Genomic DNA, 19,264 nt, shown 5'->3' on the forward strand with positions numbered 1-19,264 from the left:
GTGTTTGCTCCACCTCTCAACGACGCTTTACAACGAACCCTTGACCGCAAGAGCGAGACCCCCCTTTCTTTTCCCTACGGGGGGCGACGTGGCCGTTCGACTGGAGTTGCACGTGGCCGGGCGCATCGAAGACTACGCACTCATCGGAGACATGCAGACCGCCGCGCTGGTCTGCCGGGACGGCACAGTCGACTGGCTGTGCCTGCCCCGCTTCGACTCCCATGCCGTCTTCGCGGGACTGCTCGGCACCGAGGAGCACGGCTTCTGGCGCCTCGGCCCCGCGCACGCGACGGACGCAGAACCCCCCACCGCGGCACGCCGCCGCTACCGGGGCGATTCGCTGATCCTCGAATCCGAGTGGGACACCCCGCGCGGCACGGTCCGCGTGACGGATTTCATGCCCCCTCGCGACGGCGCCCCCCAGCTGATCCGCATCGTGGAGGGCGTCAGCGGCCGGGTGCCGATGCGCTCGGCCCTGCGCATGCGTTTCTCGTACGGCCGGGTCGTGCCGTGGGTGCACAAGCACGAGGGGCGGACGGTCGCCGTCGCGGGCCCCGACTCGGTGTGGTTCGACACCACCGCCGAGACGTACGGCAAGTCCCTGACGACGTACGCCGATTTCACGGTGGCGCCGGGTGACCGCATCGCGTTCACCATCTCCTGGGAGCCCTCACACAAGCAGCCGCCCGCGCTGCCCGAGCCGGAGCAGTCCCTCGACGCCACCGAGGAGTTCTGGCGCGAGTGGGTCGAGCAGTGCACGTACCACGGCCCCTACCGCGAGGCCGTCGTCCGCTCGCTGATCACCCTCAAGGCACTGACGTACGCGCCGACCGGCGGGATCGTCGCCGCCCCCACCACCTCCCTGCCGGAGGACATCGGGGGCGTACGCAACTGGGACTACCGCTACACCTGGCTGCGCGACGCGGCCATCACCCTCTCCTCCCTCCTGCGCACCGGCTACCGCGACGAGGCCCGCGCCTGGCGCGAGTGGCTGCTGCGCGCGGTCGCCGGCGACCCGGAGAACCTGCAGATCATGTACGGCATCGCGGGCGAACGGGAGTTGGGCGAGGCCGAGCTCGACTGGCTGCCCGGCTACGAGAACTCGGGCCCCGTCCGGGTCGGCAACGGCGCCGCGCACCAGCTCCAGCTGGATGTGTACGGCGAGGTCACCGAGGCTTTGCACCTGGCCCACATGACGGGTCTGGCCCGCAACGACTACGCCTCCCTGCTCCAGCTGAAGCTGATCCGGTACCTGGAGCAGCACTGGGACGAGCCCGACGAGGGCATCTGGGAGGTGCGCGGTCCGCGCCGCCACTTCGTGCACTCGAAGGTCATGGCCTGGGTCGCGGTGGACCGCACGATCAAGCTCATCGAGTCCGGCGACGCGGACGGCCCGCTGGAGAAGTGGCGCGAACTGCGCGACGACATCCACCGGGACGTGTGTGAGAAGGGTTACGACAAGGAGCGCAACACCTTCACACAGTCGTACGGCTCGAAGGAGCTGGACGCGAGCCTGCTCCTCATCCCGCAGATGGGCTTCCTGCCCCCCGACGACAAGCGCGTGATCGGCACCATCGAGGCCATCCAGCGCGAACTGTCCACCTCGGACGGCTTCATCCTGCGCTACCCGACCTCGGGCGGCGAGGAGAACCTCGACGGTCTGCCGGGCGACGAGGGCGCGTTCCTCGCCTGCTCGTTCTGGATGGCGGACGACCTCGCGATGATCGGCCGGGTCGACGAGGCCCGCAAACTCTTCGAGAAGCTCCTCGCCCTCCGCAACGACCTGGGCCTCCTGGCCGAGGAATGGGACCCCCGCCTCAAGCGCCAGGTGGGCAACTTCCCCCAGGCCTTCAGCCACGTCCCCTTGATCGACACGGCCCTGCGTCTGACGGCGTCGGGAGCGTACGGCGGCTAGACACCGACGCCCAGGCTTTCAGGGGCGCGGGGAACTGCGCGACCAGTCACGACGGCGCCGCACCTGAAAACGGCGCCCTCGTGGCAAAGCGCATACGCTGGATGCACCAAATGCCCCTTATCGGAAGGGGACCGCCATGGCCTCCCCCTCAAAGGCAGGCGCAGCCCTCACCGCACTGCGCGAGGATCTGACCGGCGAGGTACTCGCCCCGGGCGACCCCGGGTACGACGACACCCGCGCCGTCTTCAACGCCATGATCGACCGGCGACCTGCGGTGATCGCGCAGTGCGCGAACGAAGCCGACGTAGCCCGTTCCGTCCGCTTCGCCCGTGACCTGGACCTGCCCATCGCCATCCGCGGCGGCGGCCACAGCGTCGCGGGCATGGCCGTGAACGACGGCGGTCTGGTGATCGACCTGCGCCGGATGAACGAGGTGACCGTCTACCGGGCGGCGCAGTCGGTACGGGTCCAGGGCGGGGCCCTGATGAGCCACCTGGACCGGGCGACCCAGCCGTACGCGCTGGCGACCACCGGCGGCCGGGTCTCCACGACCGGCGTCGCCGGCTTCGTGCTCGGCGGCGGCAGCGGCTGGCTCGACCGGACCCACGGCCTCGCCGTCGACAACCTCATCGGCGTCGACCTGGTCACCGCCGACGGCACCGCCCTGCACGCGAGCGCCGAGCAGAACCCGGAGCTGTTCTGGGCCCTGCACGGCGGCGGCGGAAACTTCGGCGTCGCCACCTCGCTCACCCTGAGACTGCACGAGCTGCCCGCGTTCTCCATGGCGCTGCTGCTCTACCTCCCGGAGTTCGCCCGCGAGGTCACCCGCACCTACCGCGAGGTGATCCAGGCCGGCCCGGACGAGGCGAGCGGCGCGATCATCCATCTCACCGGCCCGCCCGAGGAGTTCGTCCCCCCGCATCTGGTCGGACAGTTGCTGTGCTGTGCGCTGCTGACGTACGCGGGTGCCGAGGCCGACATGCGCAAGCTCGCCGAGCCGCTGCTGGCGCTGCCGCACGAGGCGGCGATCGTCACCGCGATCCCGTACGCCGACCTCCAGTGCATGCTCGACGACCCGCCCGGGATGCGGAACTACTGGTCGGCGGAGTACCTGACGAGCGCCCCCGACGACTTCGTGGACGTCTTCTGTGCCCTCGGTGACGCCCTTCCGGTGCCCACCGGGACCCAGCACGTGCTGTTCCCGCTAGGCGGCGCCATCGCCGACGGCCCGGCCGACTACCCGGTCCCCTACCGGGACTCCCCCTGGGCCGTGCACCCCTTCGGCGTCTGGGAGGACCCGGCGGACGACGAGCGCTGTGTCCAGTGGGTCCGCGACGTCCGTACCGCCGTCCGGCCGTGGAGCAGCGGCGCGGTCTATCTCAACTTCATCGGCGACGAGGGCGCGGAGCGCGTGATCGCGGGCCTGGGCGCCGAGAACGCGCGTCGGCTGGCGTCGGTGAAGCGCCAGTACGACCCGGACAACGTGTTCCGCTTCAACCACAACATCGTTCCGGCGTAGCCGACCTGCCGACGGCCACCGATGCGCGAGTCGTCGTCCGTACGTCGGTGCAGGTAGCGTCCGCTGCATGGACAGCCGTACGGACAGCCGTTTGGAGACCCGGGGCGCCGGCATCACCGTGCGGCGGGCCCTTGAGCTGCCGGGGCTGCGCAGCGGGCTGCCGGAGATCCTGGCGGGCGCCGACCGGCTGGGGCGGACCGTGCGGTGGGTGCACGCGGGCGAGGTCCCGCACATCGCCTCGCTGCTCAAGGGCGGAGAGCTGCTCCTGACGACCGGGTACGGGCTCGGCACCCGCCCGGCCGAGCAGCGCGCGTTCGTCCGTACGCTCGCCGAGCGGGGTATCGCGGCGCTCGTCGTGGAGCTGGGCCCCCGCTTCACCCGGCTGCCCGCCGCGCTCGTGGAGACGGCCCGCTCGACCGGTCTCCCGCTGGTCCAGCTGCACCGCGAGGTGGCGTTCGTGGCCGTCACCGAGGAGATCCACACCGAGATCGTCAACGGCCACTACGCGCTGCTCCAGCGGGCCGAGGAGGTCCACCAGCGCTGTACGGAGGCCCTGCTGGGCGGCGGCGGCATTCCGCAGGTCCTCGGCATCCTGGCCGGCTTCAGCGGCAACCCGGTGTTCCTGGAGACGACGGACGGCCAGCTCCTGTACGCCGCCGGGGCCGGTCCCGAGGGCGCCGACCCGCTCCAGGTGTGGGAGGGCCTGCGCGCCCAGCAGAAGGACGCGCCGCCGCCCGCCGGTTCCGTGCTCGTCGACGTCCCCGGGGGCGGCCACGGCACCGGTTCGGTCCGCGCGCGTCTGGTCCTGCTGCCCGTCCTCGAACCGCTCGCCCCCGTGCACCGCATCGCCGCCGAACGGGCCGCGGGCATCCTGGCCGTCGTCCTGATGCAGGCCCGCCAGGAGGAGGAGCTGGCGGCGCGTGGCCGCGGCGACTTCCTCACCGACCTCGCCGAGGGCCGTGTCGACGCGGAGGCCGCGCCCGCGCAGGCCCGCGTCCTCGGCTTCAAGCCCGGCTCGGGCCCGCTGCTGCCGGTGGTGATGCGGCTCGGCGACACGCTGTCACCGGGCGGCGGCTGGGCGGTGCTGGCCCGCGCGGTCGCGGAGGAGCTGGCGTCGGTGGGCGTGCCGCTGCTGCTGGGCGTACGGCCGGTCGAGGGGCGCGTACCGCTGCTCGTGGGCCTGCGCGCGGAGTCGGAGCGCCCGGCGGTCGCCGACCGGGTCGCGACGGCACTACGGGCCGGTGTGGAGCGCGCCGGGATGCAGCGCCCGGGCGCGCAGCCGCCGGTCGTCGTGGTCGGGGTGGCCGGGGGCTGGGCGGCGGCCTCGGCGGGCCTGCGGCACGCGGCGGAGACGGCGACGGCGGCCCAGGGGCTGCCGGACCGCCCCTGGTACGACGCCCGGCGCCTGGACATCGACCTGCTGCTGTGGCGGCTGCGCGACCAGCCGGACCTGGCGGCCTTCGTGGACCGCGCGATCGGCCCGCTGCGCGCCCACGACCAGCGCTCCAAGCCGCCGCTGCTGCCCACCCTGGAGACCTACCTGGCGCACGCGGGCCGTAAGGCGGAGACGGCCCGTGAACTCCATCTCAACCGCCAGACGCTCTACAACCGCCTCGCGCGGATCGGGGAGTTGCTGGGCACGGACCTGGACGACCCGCAGACGGTACTGGCGTTGAGCCTGGCCCTGCGGGCCCGCAGGCACGTGACCTGACCCGGGCGCGCCCGCTAGGAGAGCAGCCGGGGCTGGGTGAACTCGTCGTAGACGCTGAGCACTTGGGCGACGGTCTCGTCCTCGGTGGGCCAGGTGGCGATCTGCCGCACGCCCCGCTCCCGGAGGAGTTCCTGGCGCTCCGGATCCCCGAGGAGCCGTACGACGGCCCTGCCGAGCGCCGCCGCGTCGCCGTACGGCACGAGTTCGGCCGCGTCCCCGACCAGCTCCGGAACGCCGCCCACGGCGGTCGCGATCAGCGGCACGCGCGCGTGGAGGGCCTCCTGGGCGAGAACGGAACGCGACTCCCAACGGCTGGGCAGAAGGGCGAGATCGGCGGCGACGAGCAGTTCGCTCACGTCGTCACGGCGCCCGATGAGCCGGACCGGCAGCCCCTCGTTCTCGATGCGGCCCTGCAACTCCGCCCGCAGCGGCCCCTCCCCGGCGATCACGAGGAGCGGCGCGGGATCGAGACCACGCCACGCGTGTACGGCGTCCAGCAGGACGTCGTACCCCCGGTGCCGGTCGAGCGAGCCGACAGCCATCAGCAACGGGCGGTCGGTGGCGCCGAGTTCGGCCCGTGTCTTGGACCGCTCGGACTCGTCCCACCCCATGCTCCCGCGCGGCGCGGACAGCGCTACGGCGGACAGCCGGGCGTCCCTCGCCCCGCGCCGCCTGGCCCGGTCCACGAGGTCGGAGGAGGTCCCGAGGACGACGGCGGCGGCCTTCACGACCCGCCGCTCAAGGACCCGCAGCAGCTGGGCGCGCGGCCCCTCCGCGTACGCGCGGTTGTGCCAGGTGACGACGAGGGGGGTGCGACGCCCGCTGAGCGCGAGGGCGGCCCGGAAGGAGGCGTGCAGCCCGTGCGCGTGCACGAGGTCGGCGTTCGAACAGGCCGCGCGCAGCGCCGCCACCGAGGCGGGGTCGCTGCTGCGCGGGATGGGCACGTGTTCGGCGCCGACGCCCGTGAAGTCGTAGGCGCTGTCGGCATCCGAGGGGGCGCACACGCTGACGCGCACGCCTCTGGCGACGAGCCCCGCGGCCAGCGAGCGCACGTGCGCGCTGCTGCCGGCGTTGCCGCCGCCGAGCACCTGGACGGTGCGCAGCGGCGACTGGCCGTGCGGTGAGTGGCTGGTCACGGGGCTCACGTGGCCGGGGGCTCCTGGTTCGGCGTCGGGCGGTCACGAAGAAGGGACATGAAGAAGGACACGGAGAAACGTACAGAAGGATCGGGCGGAAGGGGTGTACCGCGCGGCTTCCTCCCGGTACAGGGGGTTTTCCGTGCTCTTTCAAGGATGCCAGTACGTACGGGTGTTCCGAACCACGGAGGGGTGCGGGGTGTCACCCACACGAGTGAGAGAGAACCCACTAACCGTCAACTGTTCGAACGTCAGCCGTCCGACCGGGCCGTCGCCAGCAGCTCCTCCGCGTGTGCCCGCGCCGTCTCCGAGTCCTCCTGTCCGGCCAGCATCCGCGACAGCTCCCGTACCCGCTCCTCGCCCTCCAGCACCTTCACGCCGGACCGGGTCACCGACCCGTCGTTGGTCTTCTCCACCAGCAACTGCCGGTCGGCGAACGCGGCGACCTGCGGCAGATGCGTCACGACGACGACCTGTGCGCTCTTCGCCAGCTTGGCCAGCCGCCGTCCGATCTCCACGGCCGCCTTGCCGCCCACTCCGGCGTCGACCTCGTCGAACAGATAGGTGGGCACCGGATCGGTCCCCGCGAACACGACTTCCACGGCCAGCATCACGCGGGACAACTCACCCCCGGACGCGCCCTTGGCGATGGGCCGGGCGGGCGCCCCGGGATGCGGGGCGAGCAGCAGTTCGACCTCGTCGGCACCGGACGGCCCGTACGCGACCGTACGCCCGCCGACCTCAACCCCCTCCGGGTCCTCGGTCTGGCGGATCTCGAACGACACGCGCGCGTGGGGCATGGCCAGCGAGGCCAGCTCGGCGGTCACGGCTGCGGCGAACCGCTCGGCGGCCTCGGCCCGCGCGTCCGTCAACGCCTGGGCCATCCCGCCCAGTTCGCCGCGCAGCGCGTCCCGCTCGGCGGTCAGCTCACCGATGCGCTCGTCGTCGCCGTCGAGTTCGAGCAGCCGCGCGGAGCCTTCCTCGGCCCACGTCAGCACACCGGCCACATCGGAGCCGTACTTCCGCGTCAGCGCGGTGAGGGCGGCCCGCCGCTCCTCGACGGCCGCCAGGCGCAGCGGATCGGCGTCCAGGTCGTCGGCGTACCCCGCCAGCTCCCCGGCGACGTCCCCGAGCAGGATGCCGACCTCGCCGATCCGGTCGGCGAGCGCGGCCAGGGCGGAGTCGTGCGACCGTACGGCCTCCAGAGCCCGGTGGGCGCCCGCGACGAGCGTGGCGGCGTCGATGCCCTCGGGGTCCTCGGGATTGCCGGCGAGCGCGGCATGCGCGACGGTCGCGGCCGAGGCCAGCGCCTCCGCGTGCCCGAGCCGCTCGGCCTCCTCGGCCAGCTCGACGTCTTCACCGGCGCGCGGCTCCACAGCGGCGATCTCATCGAGCCCGTACCGCAGCATGTCGGCTTCCTGGGCCCGTTCCCGCGCGCGCGTGGTGATCTCGTCCAGCTCGCCGGAGACGGCCCTCAGCCGCCGGTACGCCTCCCCGTACTTGGTGAGGGGCGCGGCGACCGCGTCCCCCGCGTACCGGTCGAGCGCCGCCCGCTGCCGGGACAGCTTGAGCAGCCCCTGCTGGTCGGTCTGCCCGTGCACGGCCACCAGCTCGTCGGCCAGCTCGGCCAGCACGCCCACAGGCACGGAACGCCCGCCCAGATGCGCCCGTGAGCGCCCCTCGGCGGAAACGGTACGGCTGATGAGCAGCGCCCCGTCGTCCAGCTCGGCGCCGGCCTCCTCGGCCCGTACGACGGCAGCACCGCCCGGAGGCACGGTGATCCGCCCCTCCACGACCGCGTTCTTGGCCCCGATCCGCACCAACGCCGCATCGGCCCGCCCACCGAGCAGCAGCCCGAGGCTGGTCACGACCATGGTCTTACCCGCACCGGTCTCACCGGTGACGGCGGTAAAGCCGGGCGACAACTCGACGACCGCATCGTCGATGACGCCGAGCGACCGTATCCGCATCTCCTCCAACACGAACACGACCATACGAGGTCAGCCACCCCAAGTGCGACGCCCCCCACCTCGAATGAGAGAACCCGCAGGTAACGAATGACAATCGGCCTTCACATATCACCCGGGTGAGTGGATGTTTTTAGGGGCGCGGGGAACTGCGCGACAAGCCACGATGAACCTGCACACGCGCACAGATCCCCGCCACCCCCTACAAAGCGCTAATGAGGCGCCCCTCGCCACCCGGACACCGGCAGCGCGAACTTGGCCACAAGCCGGTCCGTGAACGACGCATGGTGCAGCCGAGCCAACCGAACCGGCACAGCCCCCCGCCGAACCTCCACCCGCGCCCCAGGAGGCAACTCCACAGTCCGCCGCCCGTCACACCACAGAACACCCGGCGGAATATGAGGCAGAACCTCCACAGCAAGCACAGAATCCGGCGAAGTAACCAACGGCTTCGCGAACAACGCGTGCGCACTGATCGGCACCATCAACAGCGCCTCCACCTCAGGCCACACCACAGGCCCACCGGCCGAGAAGGCATAGGCGGTGGACCCGGTAGGCGTGGACAGACAGATCCCGTCACACCCGAACCCGGTAACAGGCCGCCCGTCGATCTCCAGCACAACCTCGAGCAACTTCTCCGCGGACACCTTCTGCACGGCCGCCTCGTTCAGCGCCCAGTCCGTGTGCACGATGTTCCCGTTCTGGTGCACGACGACGTCGACGGTCATCCGTTCCTCGACCTCGTACGCCTTCGTCACCACCCGGTCGACCACCTTGTCGAGGTCGTCGCGCTCGGCCTCGGCGAGGAACCCGACGCTGCCGAGATTGACGCCGAGCATCGGCACCCCGGACGCCCGGGCGAACTCGGCGCCACGCAGCAGCGTGCCGTCACCGCCCAGCACGATGAGCAGCTCGCACCCGTCGAGGCACTGAGCTGTGGCCTCCTCGACCAGCTCCACCTCCGGCGGCAGCGGCACCTCGGCCGCCTCCGCCGCGAGCACCCGCACCCCGATTCCGGAGCGCAACAGCCCCTGGACGACGAGTTCGGCGCTTCTGATCGCGGCCGGCCGCCCGGTGTGGGCGAGCAGGAAAACAGTACGATCTCGGGTCTGAGTCAACGAGGCCCCTCCGCCACTGCACGGTCAACATCGGCCGGGTTGAGTTCGGGTGCGCCGGCCCGCAGCCACAGAAAGTACTCGACATTCCCCGACGGCCCGGGCAACGGGCTGGCGGTCACACCTTGTACGCCCAGGCCCAACTGGCCTGCGCGGGCGGCAACTCCACGTACCGCCTCGGCACGCAGTTCGGGACTGCGTACGACTCCTCCACTCCCCAGCCGTTCCTTCCCCACCTCGAACTGTGGCTTGACCATCATCACCAGATCGGCATCGGGCGCCGCACACCGCGCAAGGGCGGGCAGCACGAGACCGAGCGGGATGAAGGACAGATCCCCCACGACAAGATCCACTGGTTCCCCATCGATCGCTTCGAGCGTCAACTCGCGTACGTTCGTACGGTCCTTGACGGTGACGCGTTCATCGCTTTGGAGAGACCACGCGAGTTGTCCGTACCCCACGTCGACCGCGACGACGTGCGCGGCACCCGCGCGCAGCAGTACGTCGGTGAATCCGCCGGTGGACGCGCCGGCGTCCAGCACCCGCCGGCCGCCGACCTTCAGCCCCTGCGGTACGAAGACCTCCAGGGCGCCCGCGAGCTTGTGGCCGCCCCGGGAGACGTACTCGGGATCGCTGTCGTCGGCCACGACGACGATCGCGGCGGCGGTCTCCACCTGGGTGGCGGGCTTGGTCGCGACGGCCTTGCCGACGGTGACCCGCCCGGCGGCGATCAGCTGGCTCGCGTGCTCGCGCGAGCGGGCGAGCTTCCGCCGCACCAGCTCGGCGTCAAGACGGCGGCGTGCCACTCCTGCCACGTTCGGTTCAGCTCCTATTGCCGTACGTCGTCGGGGGCGCCGGAGGTCCCGGGCGGGCGTCGAGCGCGGTGAGCGTGTCGCGCAGCCCCCGGTGTACATCCTCGTACACCTCGACATGGCCGTCCGTGGCGAGGTGGTCGGCGTCACCGAGCCGGTCGAGCAGGGCGTCGACCTCGGCGTCGCCCGTGGGGGCGCGGGGGACGTTCAGCGGGGCCGGGGCGGCGGGGTCGTCGTCCGCGGGCCCGGAGTCGTACCCGGGTTCGACGGCCGCCTCTGGAACCACATCCGGAACCACATCCGCAGCCGGATCCGGAACCGGTGTCTCCGCCGGACCTTCGGCCGGGGGCACTGAGTCGTTCATGCCCCGACGCTACCTCGAACCGCTGAGGTACCGTCGTTCGCGATGGCCACGATTGAGGAGTGCCGCAGCGCACTCGACAAGCTCTCGGACAACATGGCGGGCGCGACCGGGGACGCACGCGAGGCGGCGGCCCTGGACCGCTCGCTGAGCTGCCGTATCACCGATCTGGACGTCACCTTCGCGGGACGCCTGCAAGGCGGCCGTATCGAGGTCCAGGACACCTTCCAGGGCCCGCCCCGGGAGAAGGCGGAGATCCGGCTCACCATGTCCGGCGACGACCTGGTGGCCCTGGTCGCCGGCGAGCTGAACTTCGCGAAGGCCTGGGGCTCGGGCCGCGTGAAACTGGAGGCGGGCCTGCGGGACCTGTTCCGCCTCAGGAAGCTTCTGTAGCCGACCTGGGGAGGAGCCTGGGCCTCAGGAAGCCTCCGCAGCCGCCTTCGTACGGGCCTTGCGCGCGGCCGGAACCACCAGCGGAGTGCCCGTCTCCGGATCGTCGATGACCTGACAGCGCAACCCGAACACCTCTTCGACCAGCCCGGCCGTGACGATGTCGCCCGGCGCACCCTCGGCCACGACCGAGCCCTCGCGCAGTGCGATGAGATGCGTGGCGTACCGGGCGGCGTGATTGAGGTCGTGCAGTACGGCGACCAGGGTCCGCCCCTGCTCCTCGTGCAGCTCGGCACAGAGGTCGAGGACGTCGATCTGGTGCTGGATGTCGAGATAGGTGGTCGGCTCGTCGAGGAGCAGCAGCGGGGTCTGCTGGGCGAGCGCCATCGCGATCCACACGCGCTGCCGCTGACCGCCGGAGAGTTCGTCGACATAGCGATCGGCGAGTTCGGCGACGCCGGTCGACTCCATGGACTCCTGGACGATGCGCTCGTCGTCGTGGGACCACTGGCGCAGGATGCCCTGGTGCGGGTAGCGGCCCCGGCCCACCAGGTCGGCGACGGTGATCCCGTCGGGCGCGATCGACGACTGCGGGAGCAGCCCGAGGGTCCGGGCGACCTTCTTCGGGGGCATCGAGTGGATGAGCTGCCCGTCGAGCAGCACCCGGCCCTCGCTGGGCTTCAGCATCCGCGACAGGGCGCGCAGCAGCGTGGACTTGCCGCAGGCGTTCGGGCCGACGATGACCGTGAAGGAGTTGTCGGGTATCTCCACCGACAGCTGCTCGGCGATCACACGCTGGTCGTAGGCGAGGGTGACGTTCTCGGCGGACAGGCGGTTCACGGTGTTGGTGCCCTTCTTGACGTTCTCGTTCGCGGAGTCGCTCTTTCCTGACTCGCCCGGCCGGCTCATATCCGCCCCGCCTTCCGTTCCGTGACCAGCAGCCACAGCAGATACAGCCCGCCGAGCACCCCGGTCACCACCCCCACGGGCAGCTGATCGGCGCCGAAGAGCCGCTGCGAGGCCCAGTCGGCCACGATCAGCAGGGTGGCGCCCATGCACATGGACGGCACCAGGTTCGGTCCCGGTGAGCGGGTCAGCCGCCGGGCGAGCTGCGGCGCGGTCAGCGCCACGAAGCCCACCGGGCCCGCGGCGGCCGTGGCGGCGGCGGTGAGCAGCACGGCGGCCAGCATCAGCACCAGCCGCACGCGCTCGACGCGCACCCCGAGGGCGTACGACACGTCGTCGCCCATCTCCGTCATCCGCAGCGCCCGCCCGTTCACGAGCACCACGGGTACGAGGACCGCGCACAGCCACAGCAGCGGCCAGACCTGGTCCCAGCCACGCCCGTTGAGGGAACCGGTCATCCACACGACCGCACGGGCCGCGTCGACGAGGTCCGCCTTGGTGATCAGGTAGCCGTTGACCGCCGTGACGACCGCGGAGACCCCGATGCCGACGAGCACCAGCCGGTACCCGTGCACGCCCTGCTTCCAGGCGAGCAGATAGATGGCGAGCCCGGTCACCAGCCCCCCGACGAGCGCCCCGAGGGTGACCGCGCCGGCGCTCCCGGAGAACAGCACGATCATGACCAGCGCACCGGCGGACGAGCCCTGACTGAGGCCGAGTACGTCCGGACTGCCCAGCGGATTGCGGGAGATGGACTGGAACAGCGCGCCGCCCAGCCCGAGCGAGGCCCCGACCAGCAGCCCGACCAGGACGCGCGGCAGCCGCAGCTCGTTGACGATGAACTCCTGGCCCGCGTTCCCGTCGCCCAGCAGCGTCCTGATGACATCCCCGGCGGGAATCGGGAAGTCGCCGGTGCCGATCAGCACCACGCTCGCGGTGAGCGCGGCCAGCAGCAGCGCCACGACGACGACCAGCGCACGCGCGTCCAGCCGGAGGGAGAGCCCGCCGGGGGTCCGCACGACACGGTCGGCGCGGCCGACGCCCCGGGCGGGCCGGACAAGAGAGTTGCTCTTCACAGCTGCGCCGTCCTCCGCCGTCGTACGAGAAAGATGAAGACCGGGCCGCCGATGACCGCGGTGACGATGCCGACCTGGAGTTCGGCGGGCCGGGCGACGATCCGCCCGATGACATCGGCGCCGAGCAGCAGCACCGGCGACAGGACAGTCGCGTACGGGAGGATCCAGCGCAGGTCGGGCCCGGTGAAGGACCGTACGACGTGCGGGACCATCAGCCCGACGAAGACGATCGGACCGCAGGCGGCGGTCGCGGCCCCGCACAGCACGGTCGCGGCGGCCATGGACAGCGCGCGGGTGCGGTTCAGGTTGGCGCCGAGGGCGCGGGCGGTGTCGTCGCCCATGGCCACGGCGTTGAGCGGCCGGGCAAGGCACAGCGCGAGGACCGTACCGACCACGATGAACGGCAGGACCTGCGTGATGGTGTCGTCGGTGGCCGAGGCCAGCGAACCGACCGTCCAGAAGCGCATCCGGCTCAGCGCCGCGTCGTCCGTGATCATCACGGCCTGGAGATAGCCGTAGAGCGCGGCGCTGATCGCGGTGCCCGCGAGCGCGAGCCGCACGGGCGTGGCCCCCCGGCCGCCCCCGAGGAACCAGACCAGCGCTCCGACGGCGGCGGCCCCGAGAAAGGCGAACCACACATAGCCGCCGAGCGAGGTGACGCCGAAGAAGGTAATGGCGGTGACGACAGCGGCCGAGGCACCGGCATTGATGCCGAGCAGCCCGGGATCGGCCAGCGGGTTACGGGTCAGCGCCTGCAGGACGGCCCCGGACAACCCGAGCGCGGCACCGGCAAGCAGCCCGAGAAGCGTCCGAGAGACCCGCTCACCGACGACAACGTCCCCATAGGTCCCCGAGTCTTGGAACAGCCCGTGCCAGACCTGTTCCAGGGACAGCTCTTTCGCCCCGATCGCGATGCTGGCGAGGGCGACAAGAACCAGGATCCCCAGAGAGACGAGGAGTCCAACGGCCCGTATCGCCTGACGCTTCGGGGGCGCGGGGGCAATCTCCGCGCGCTGCTCAGGAGGACTGTCGACAAACACCAGGTTAGGTTAGCCTACCCTCGCAATCGCCTCGGCGTCCGTCCACGGGTGGGGCCGCTGCGCACGAATCCCGGGGCCAGCCTCCCGGCGCGACTTCCTCAACTCTGGCCTCCCGGCTCCCGGCTCCCGGCTCCCGGCTCCCGGCCAGTCTCTTGGCTCCCGGCCAGTCTCTTGGCTCCCGATCCGCCGACACCCGCTTCTCGGCCCAGCCCTCCGGCTCCAAGCCTTCGACTCGGGTCTCCCCGGCCAACCCCGCGGCGCGGACCCTCACAACCCCAGCCGCGCCAGCGCCTTCCCCCCGTCCAGCCCGCACACGCCGTCGCCCGCCGCCGTCCAGGCCGCCGCGCACAGTGCGCGCAGGCCGTCGAGTGCCTCACCGTCCCCTTCCAGCTCCAGCCGCTCCTCCCCCGCGGTCGCCGTCCATCCCCCGCATCGGAAACCCTCGCCCGCGGGCGTCACCTCCGGCTGGCCGGTCAGCAGCCCCCGCAGGTCGGCGTCGACGTAGGTGGGCCGGTGTTGCGGCGGTGCGGCCAGCAGTTGTGCGCCGTCCGTGACGCCGGTCAGTACCAGCAGCGAGTCGACGTCCCCGTTGAACGCGCCCTCGATGTCCGTGTCCAGCCGGTCACCGACGACCAATGGGCGCTCGGCCCCGGTCCGCAGCACCGTCTCCCGGTGCATCGGCGGCAGCGGCTTGCCCGCCACCTGCGGCTCGGCGCCGGTCGCGATGCGCACGACCTCCACTGCTGCTCCGTTGCCCGGCGCGATCCCGCGCGCGCTGGGGATCGTCAGGTCGGTGTTCGACGCGAACCAGGGCACCCCGCGCGCGATGGCGAAGCACGCCTCCGCGAACCGCCCCCAGGGCAACTCGGGCCCGCCGTACCCCTGCACGACCGCCACCGGCCCGTCCTCGGCCGACTCGACGGGCTCAAGTCCCCGCTCGCGCAGCGCGACCCGCAGCCCCTCGCCGCCGATCACCAGCACGCGCGCGCCCGCCGGCACCTGGTCGGCGATCAGCCGGGCCACGGCCTGCGCCGACGTGATGACGTCCGAGCCCTCGGTCGCTATGCCCAGCTCGGTGAGGTGCTCGGCCACGGCGTCCGGCGTACGCAGCGCGTTGTTGGTGACATAGGCGAGCCGCATCCCGCCGTCCCGCGCGACACCGAGCGACTCGACGGCGTGCACGATCGCACTGCCCCCCGCGTACACCACCCCGTCCAGGTCGAGCAGCGCCGTGTCGTACGCCTCGCTCAGCGCCCGCGCACTGCCCTCGGGCCGCGTCCTGACGGTCTGGCTCATTGTGCATCGCTCCTCGTTCGCCCGGCTTTCCCCCGATCATCCCCCATGCCACTGACAGCCCTACGATGCACCAATGAACACTGCAGGTCCCGCGGACGTACCGGCTCGCATGGGCCTTCAACTGACCCCCTTCCGGGGCCTGCGCTACGACCCCGACCGGGTCGGCAGCCTTGCAGCCGTGACTTCTCCGCCGTACGACGTCATCGTGCGCCCGGACGGCCTGATCCACCTCGAATCGGCCGACCCGCACAACATCGTCCGGCTGATCCTCCCCCAGGCGGCGACCCCGTCCATCCGCAACGAACAGGCGGCGGACACCCTCGACGACTGGCTCTCCGAGGGCATCCTGACCGCCGACCCCGAGCCCGCCCTGTACGTCTACGAGCAGCGCGACACGACCGGCCACCTCCAACGCGGGGTCATAGGAGCCCTGCGCCTGTCGGAGCCGTCGGAGGGCGTCGTCCTGCCGCACGAGGACGTCATGCCGCACGTGGTCGCGGACCGCGCGGCCCTGATGCGCGCCACCTCCGCGAACCTGGAACCCCTCCTATTGACCTACCGCAGCAACGATTCCGCAGGCGTGTCGCCGTACAGCACAAGCGCGGTGGTCGAACGCGCGGCTCTCCGCCCTCCACTCCTGTCGACAACCACGGAGGACGGCTTCGGCCACCGCCTCTGGGCGATCACCGACCCCGCCGAACTCGCCGGGATCCAGACGGACCTGACACACCACCAGGCCCTCATCGCCGACGGCCACCACCGCTGGGCGACGTATCTGCGTCTACGCGCGGAGCACCCGTCCCCCAGCCCCTGGGACCACGGCCTGGTGCTCCTGGTGGACACCGCCCGCTACCCCCTGCGGGTCCGCGCGATCCACCGCCTCCTGCACGGTCTCCCGGTCGCCGAGGCCCTGGCGTCCCTGGAAGGCCACTTCCGCGTACGTCACCTCAAGGCCCCCCTCTCCGAAGCACTCAGCGCCCTCGCGGAGGCGGCCACCGCAGGCAACGCCTTCCTCCTGGCCGGCGACGGCGCCTTCCACCTCGTGGACCACCCGGACGAGGCCCTCCTGACCCGTACGATCCCGGCCGACCGCCCGCAGGCCTGGCGCACCCTGGACGCGACGGTCCTGCACGCCACGCTCCTCGACCACATCTGGCACATCCCCGAGGACTCACCGGCGCACATCGCGTACATCCACGACACGGCGGCAACCGTGGAGAAGGCGGAACAGGACGGCGGTACGGCCGTCCTGATGCACCCGGTCCGCGAGGAGGTCGTACGGGACCTGGCCCGCCAGGGCATCACCATGCCCCGCAAGTCGACGTCCTTCGGCCCCAAACCGGCCTCGGGCCTGGTCCTGCGCACCCTGGCGCACTGAAACAAGCCGAAACGCAGAAGGGCGGGACCCCTGACCGGGATCCCGCCCTTCACTGTCACTGCTTACCGAAGCTCGTCCGAAGAATCGTCGTCACCATCGGCGCTGTCGCCGGCGGACTCAACCGATTCGACAGTCCCGGTCTCGACGGAGTCGACCTGGACGGACTCGGCCTCGACAGACACAGACTCGACGCCCTTGTCCTCGTCGTGGAGGTCAACAAGCTCGACCCCGTCCACGCCCGCGTCCACATCCTCGTCCGTGTCCGCAACTCCGTCTTCGTCCTCGTCTTCGCTCTCGTCGAAGGCGTCGACGAACTCCACCCCGTCCAGCTCGGCGAGCCGGTCCGAGGCGTTCGTGCTGCCGTCCTTGTCGGACTCGACGGCCTTGGCGAACCACTCGCGCGCCTCGTCCTCACGCCCGGCGGCCAGCAGCGCGTCGGCGTACGCGTACCGCAGTCGCGCGGTCCACGGCTGTACGGAGTTGGAGGCCAGCTCGGGGCTCTGCAGGGTCACGATGGCCGCGTCGAGCTGGTCCATGTCACGCCGGGCACCGGCAGCGACGAGCCGCATCTCGACCTGACCGGCCTTGTCCAGCTTGTGCACCTCGGGCGCCCCGGCCATGTCGAGCGCCTTCTCGGGCCGCCCGAGCCCACGCTCGCAGTCGGCCATGACGGGCCACAGTTCGACGTTGCCGGTCATCCGCCGAGCCGCACGGAACTCGGCCAGCGCCTCGCTGTACTTCTGGGTCGCGTACGCCGCGAACCCGGCCGCCTCGCGTACGGCGGCCACGCGCGAGGCCAGCCGCAGAGCCACCCGCGAATACCCGTAAGCACCCTCGGGGTCCTCGTCGATGAGCCGCGCGACCATCACCAGGTTCTTGGAGACCTCCTCCGCGAGCCCCTTGGGCAGGCTCATCAGCTCCTGGCGTACGTCCTTGTCGATCTCGTCGCCCGTGACGTCCTCGGGGATCGGCAGCCGCTTGATCGGCTCGCGGTCCCGGTCACGCTCGTCACGGAACCCGCCACCGCGCCGGTCGTCACGCCGGTCATCGCCCCGACGGTCGTCACGTCCCCGGTAACCGCCGCCGCCCCCGCTGGGCCGCCCTCCACGGTCGCCACGATTGTCGTCACGCCCACGGTAGCCACCGCCACCACCGGCAGGACGGCCTCCGCGGTCGTCGCTCCGGCCACGGAACCCACCGCGATCGTCGTCACGCCGGACGAAGCCACCGCGATCCCCACGGTTGTCGTCCCGGCCACGGCTGTCGTCGCGGCGGAACCCGCCACGGTCGCCTTCACGCCGGTCGTCATCACGCCGGAAGGCGGGACGGTCACCACGGCTGTCGTCACGTCCACGGAACCCACCGCCACCGCCGGCAGGGCGGCCCCCGCGGTCGTCGTCACGCCGGAATCCGCCACCTGCGGGACGGCCTCCACGGTCGCCACGGTTGTCGCGGTCACCGCGGTCGTCGTCGCGACGGAACCCACCGCTGGCGGGACGCCCACCACGGTCATCACGCCGATCGTCCCGACGGACAAAGCCACCACGATCCCCGCGATCGTCACTCCGACCACGGAACCCACCACGATCGTCATCACGACGGAAGGCGGGACGGTCACCGTCCCGACGGTCATCGCGCCTGTCGTCACGTCGGTCGTCCCTGCGGTCGTCACGTCCACGGAAGCCACCGCCACCACCGGCAGGACGCCCACCGCGGTCGTCGTCACGCCGGAAACCGCCGCCTACAGGACGGCCCCCACGGTCGCCACGGTTGTCGTCCCGCCCGCGGAACCCACCGCCACCGCCGGCGGCGGGACGGCCACCACGGTCATCACGCCGATCGTCCCGACGGACAAAGCCACCACGATCCCCACGGTCGTCACTCCGACCACGGAACCCACCACGATCGTCATCACGCCGGTCATCACGCCGATCGTCACGGCGGTCATCACGCCGAACGAAGCCAGCGCGGTCACCGCCACCACCACGGTTGTCATCCCGACGGAAACCACCACGGTCGCCACGGTCGTCACGACGGGGTCCCGCCGGACGGTCCGAGCGGTCCGGCCGGTCCGAACGCTCGTCACGCCGGAAAGCGGGACGAGCCCCACGATCGCCGTCGCGACGGTCATCGCGGCGGACGAAACCACCGCGCTCACCACCGCGGTTGTCATCCCGACGGAACCCGCCACCGGCGCCACCGGCACCGCCACCGGGCCGATCGCCCCGGTCGTCACGACGGGGAGCTGCCGGCCGGTCGTCACGACGGCCGTAACCACCCGTCGGTCGGCCACCACGGTCGGAACCACCACGGTCGTTGTCACGGCGATCACTGTCGCGGCGCGGACCACTTCGGTACCCGCCACGGTCGCCGCGGTCACCACTGTCCCGGCGGCGCTGGTCGCGCTCCGGGCGCTCGTCGGGAGAGTTGGTGGACATGATGGATGACTCCTGTCTTCGGTACCGCAAGCTATTTTAAAACAAAAAAGGACCCCTGGTCCCAGCGTGAACGCTGGGACCAGGGGTCCTCCAAAGATTGTTCGGCGGCGTCCTACTCTCCCACAGGGTCCCCCCTGCAGTACCATCGGCGCTGTAAGGCTTAGCTTCCGGGTTCGGAATGTAACCGGGCGTTTCCCTCACGCT

Annotated in this window: 15 protein-coding genes, 1 rRNA gene and 1 pseudogene; 5 read left to right on the forward strand and 12 right to left on the reverse strand. The window is 71.5% G+C overall.

Annotation, left to right across the window (positions count from 1 at the left end):
• Positions 1–112 precede the first annotated feature (112 nt).
• The 3 genes from ACWDR4_RS20105 (at position 113) to ACWDR4_RS20115 (ending at position 5,145) form a co-directional block, all read left to right on the forward strand.
• Entirely contained in the window at positions 113–1,915 is a 1,803-nt protein-coding gene (locus ACWDR4_RS20105; RefSeq protein WP_450410219.1) for a glycoside hydrolase family 15 protein, read from the forward strand.
• A 136-nt stretch (positions 1,916–2,051) separates the two neighbouring features.
• Positions 2,052–3,434 carry an FAD-binding oxidoreductase gene (locus ACWDR4_RS20110; protein WP_450410186.1) on the forward strand — a complete coding sequence of 461 codons (1,383 nt, stop codon included), beginning with the start codon at positions 2,052–2,054 and terminating at the stop codon, positions 3,432–3,434.
• Between the two features lie 67 nt (positions 3,435–3,501).
• Complete coding sequence (locus ACWDR4_RS20115) at positions 3,502–5,145, forward strand: PucR family transcriptional regulator (RefSeq protein WP_450410188.1); 1,644 nt, start codon at positions 3,502–3,504, stop codon at positions 5,143–5,145.
• A 14-nt stretch (positions 5,146–5,159) separates the two neighbouring features.
• Here the strand turns inward: ACWDR4_RS20115 and ACWDR4_RS20120 are convergent, their stop codons facing one another.
• From ACWDR4_RS20120 to ACWDR4_RS20140, 5 genes are all read right to left on the reverse strand, one after another.
• On the reverse strand, positions 5,160–6,290 hold the full coding sequence (locus tag ACWDR4_RS20120) for a glycosyltransferase family 4 protein (protein WP_450410190.1): 1,131 nt from the start codon (positions 6,288–6,290) through the stop codon (positions 5,160–5,162).
• 242 nt (positions 6,291–6,532) lie between these two features.
• Entirely contained in the window at positions 6,533–8,275 is a 1,743-nt protein-coding gene (gene recN / locus ACWDR4_RS20125) for a DNA repair protein RecN (RefSeq protein WP_450410192.1), read from the reverse strand.
• Between the two features lie 185 nt (positions 8,276–8,460).
• Complete coding sequence (locus ACWDR4_RS20130) at positions 8,461–9,366, reverse strand: NAD kinase (RefSeq protein WP_389357815.1); 906 nt, start codon at positions 9,364–9,366, stop codon at positions 8,461–8,463.
• Entirely contained in the window at positions 9,363–10,178 is an 816-nt protein-coding gene (locus tag ACWDR4_RS20135; protein ID WP_450410195.1) for a TlyA family RNA methyltransferase, read from the reverse strand. The genes ACWDR4_RS20130 and ACWDR4_RS20135 overlap by 4 nt, the downstream gene beginning before the upstream one ends.
• Before the next feature lie 7 nt (positions 10,179–10,185).
• The gene (locus tag ACWDR4_RS20140; RefSeq protein WP_450410197.1) at positions 10,186–10,539 is read right to left on the reverse strand and encodes a hypothetical protein; all 354 of its coding nucleotides are present in this window, start codon (positions 10,537–10,539) and stop codon (positions 10,186–10,188) included.
• 42 nt (positions 10,540–10,581) lie between these two features.
• Here ACWDR4_RS20140 and ACWDR4_RS20145 point away from each other — a divergent pair, with 42 nt between their 5' ends.
• On the forward strand, positions 10,582–10,929 hold the full coding sequence (locus ACWDR4_RS20145; RefSeq protein WP_450410199.1) for an alkyl sulfatase C-terminal domain-containing protein: 348 nt from the start codon (positions 10,582–10,584) through the stop codon (positions 10,927–10,929).
• Positions 10,930–10,953: 24 nt separating this feature from the next.
• Here ACWDR4_RS20145 and ACWDR4_RS20150 read toward each other — a convergent pair whose 3' ends face one another.
• The 4 genes from ACWDR4_RS20150 to ACWDR4_RS20165 form a co-directional block, all read right to left on the reverse strand.
• Complete coding sequence (locus ACWDR4_RS20150; RefSeq protein WP_450410201.1) at positions 10,954–11,835, reverse strand: ABC transporter ATP-binding protein; 882 nt, start codon at positions 11,833–11,835, stop codon at positions 10,954–10,956.
• Positions 11,832–12,908, reverse strand: a complete 1,077-nt coding sequence (locus ACWDR4_RS20155; protein ID WP_450410203.1) for a FecCD family ABC transporter permease — start codon at positions 12,906–12,908, stop codon at positions 11,832–11,834. The genes ACWDR4_RS20150 and ACWDR4_RS20155 overlap by 4 nt, the downstream gene beginning before the upstream one ends.
• Positions 12,905–13,948, reverse strand: coding sequence for a FecCD family ABC transporter permease (locus ACWDR4_RS20160; RefSeq protein WP_450410205.1), 1,044 nt, complete (start codon positions 13,946–13,948; stop codon positions 12,905–12,907). Before ACWDR4_RS20160 ends, ACWDR4_RS20155 begins: the two co-directional genes overlap by 4 nt.
• Before the next feature lie 267 nt (positions 13,949–14,215).
• Positions 14,216–15,244, reverse strand: coding sequence for an HAD hydrolase-like protein (locus ACWDR4_RS20165; RefSeq protein WP_450410207.1), 1,029 nt, complete (start codon positions 15,242–15,244; stop codon positions 14,216–14,218).
• Between the two features lie 73 nt (positions 15,245–15,317).
• On the opposite strand from ACWDR4_RS20165, the gene ACWDR4_RS20170 reads away from it, so the two are divergent.
• Positions 15,318–16,622, forward strand: a complete 1,305-nt coding sequence (locus tag ACWDR4_RS20170; RefSeq protein WP_450410209.1) for a DUF1015 domain-containing protein — start codon at positions 15,318–15,320, stop codon at positions 16,620–16,622.
• 62 nt (positions 16,623–16,684) lie between these two features.
• Here the strand turns inward: ACWDR4_RS20170 and ACWDR4_RS20175 are convergent, their stop codons facing one another.
• The 3 genes and pseudogenes from ACWDR4_RS20175 to rrf form a co-directional block, all read right to left on the reverse strand.
• Positions 16,685–17,536 carry a hypothetical protein gene (locus tag ACWDR4_RS20175; protein WP_450410221.1) on the reverse strand — a complete coding sequence of 284 codons (852 nt, stop codon included), beginning with the start codon at positions 17,534–17,536 and terminating at the stop codon, positions 16,685–16,687.
• A 639-nt stretch (positions 17,537–18,175) separates the two neighbouring features.
• Positions 18,176–18,961 (reverse strand): annotated as a pseudogene (locus ACWDR4_RS20180) (hypothetical protein); the annotation flags it as partial.
• A 198-nt stretch (positions 18,962–19,159) separates the two neighbouring features.
• A 5S ribosomal RNA gene (rrf, locus tag ACWDR4_RS20185) occupies positions 19,160–19,264 on the reverse strand; the annotation flags it as partial.

Source organism: Streptomyces sp. NPDC000878, from assembly GCF_053599695.1.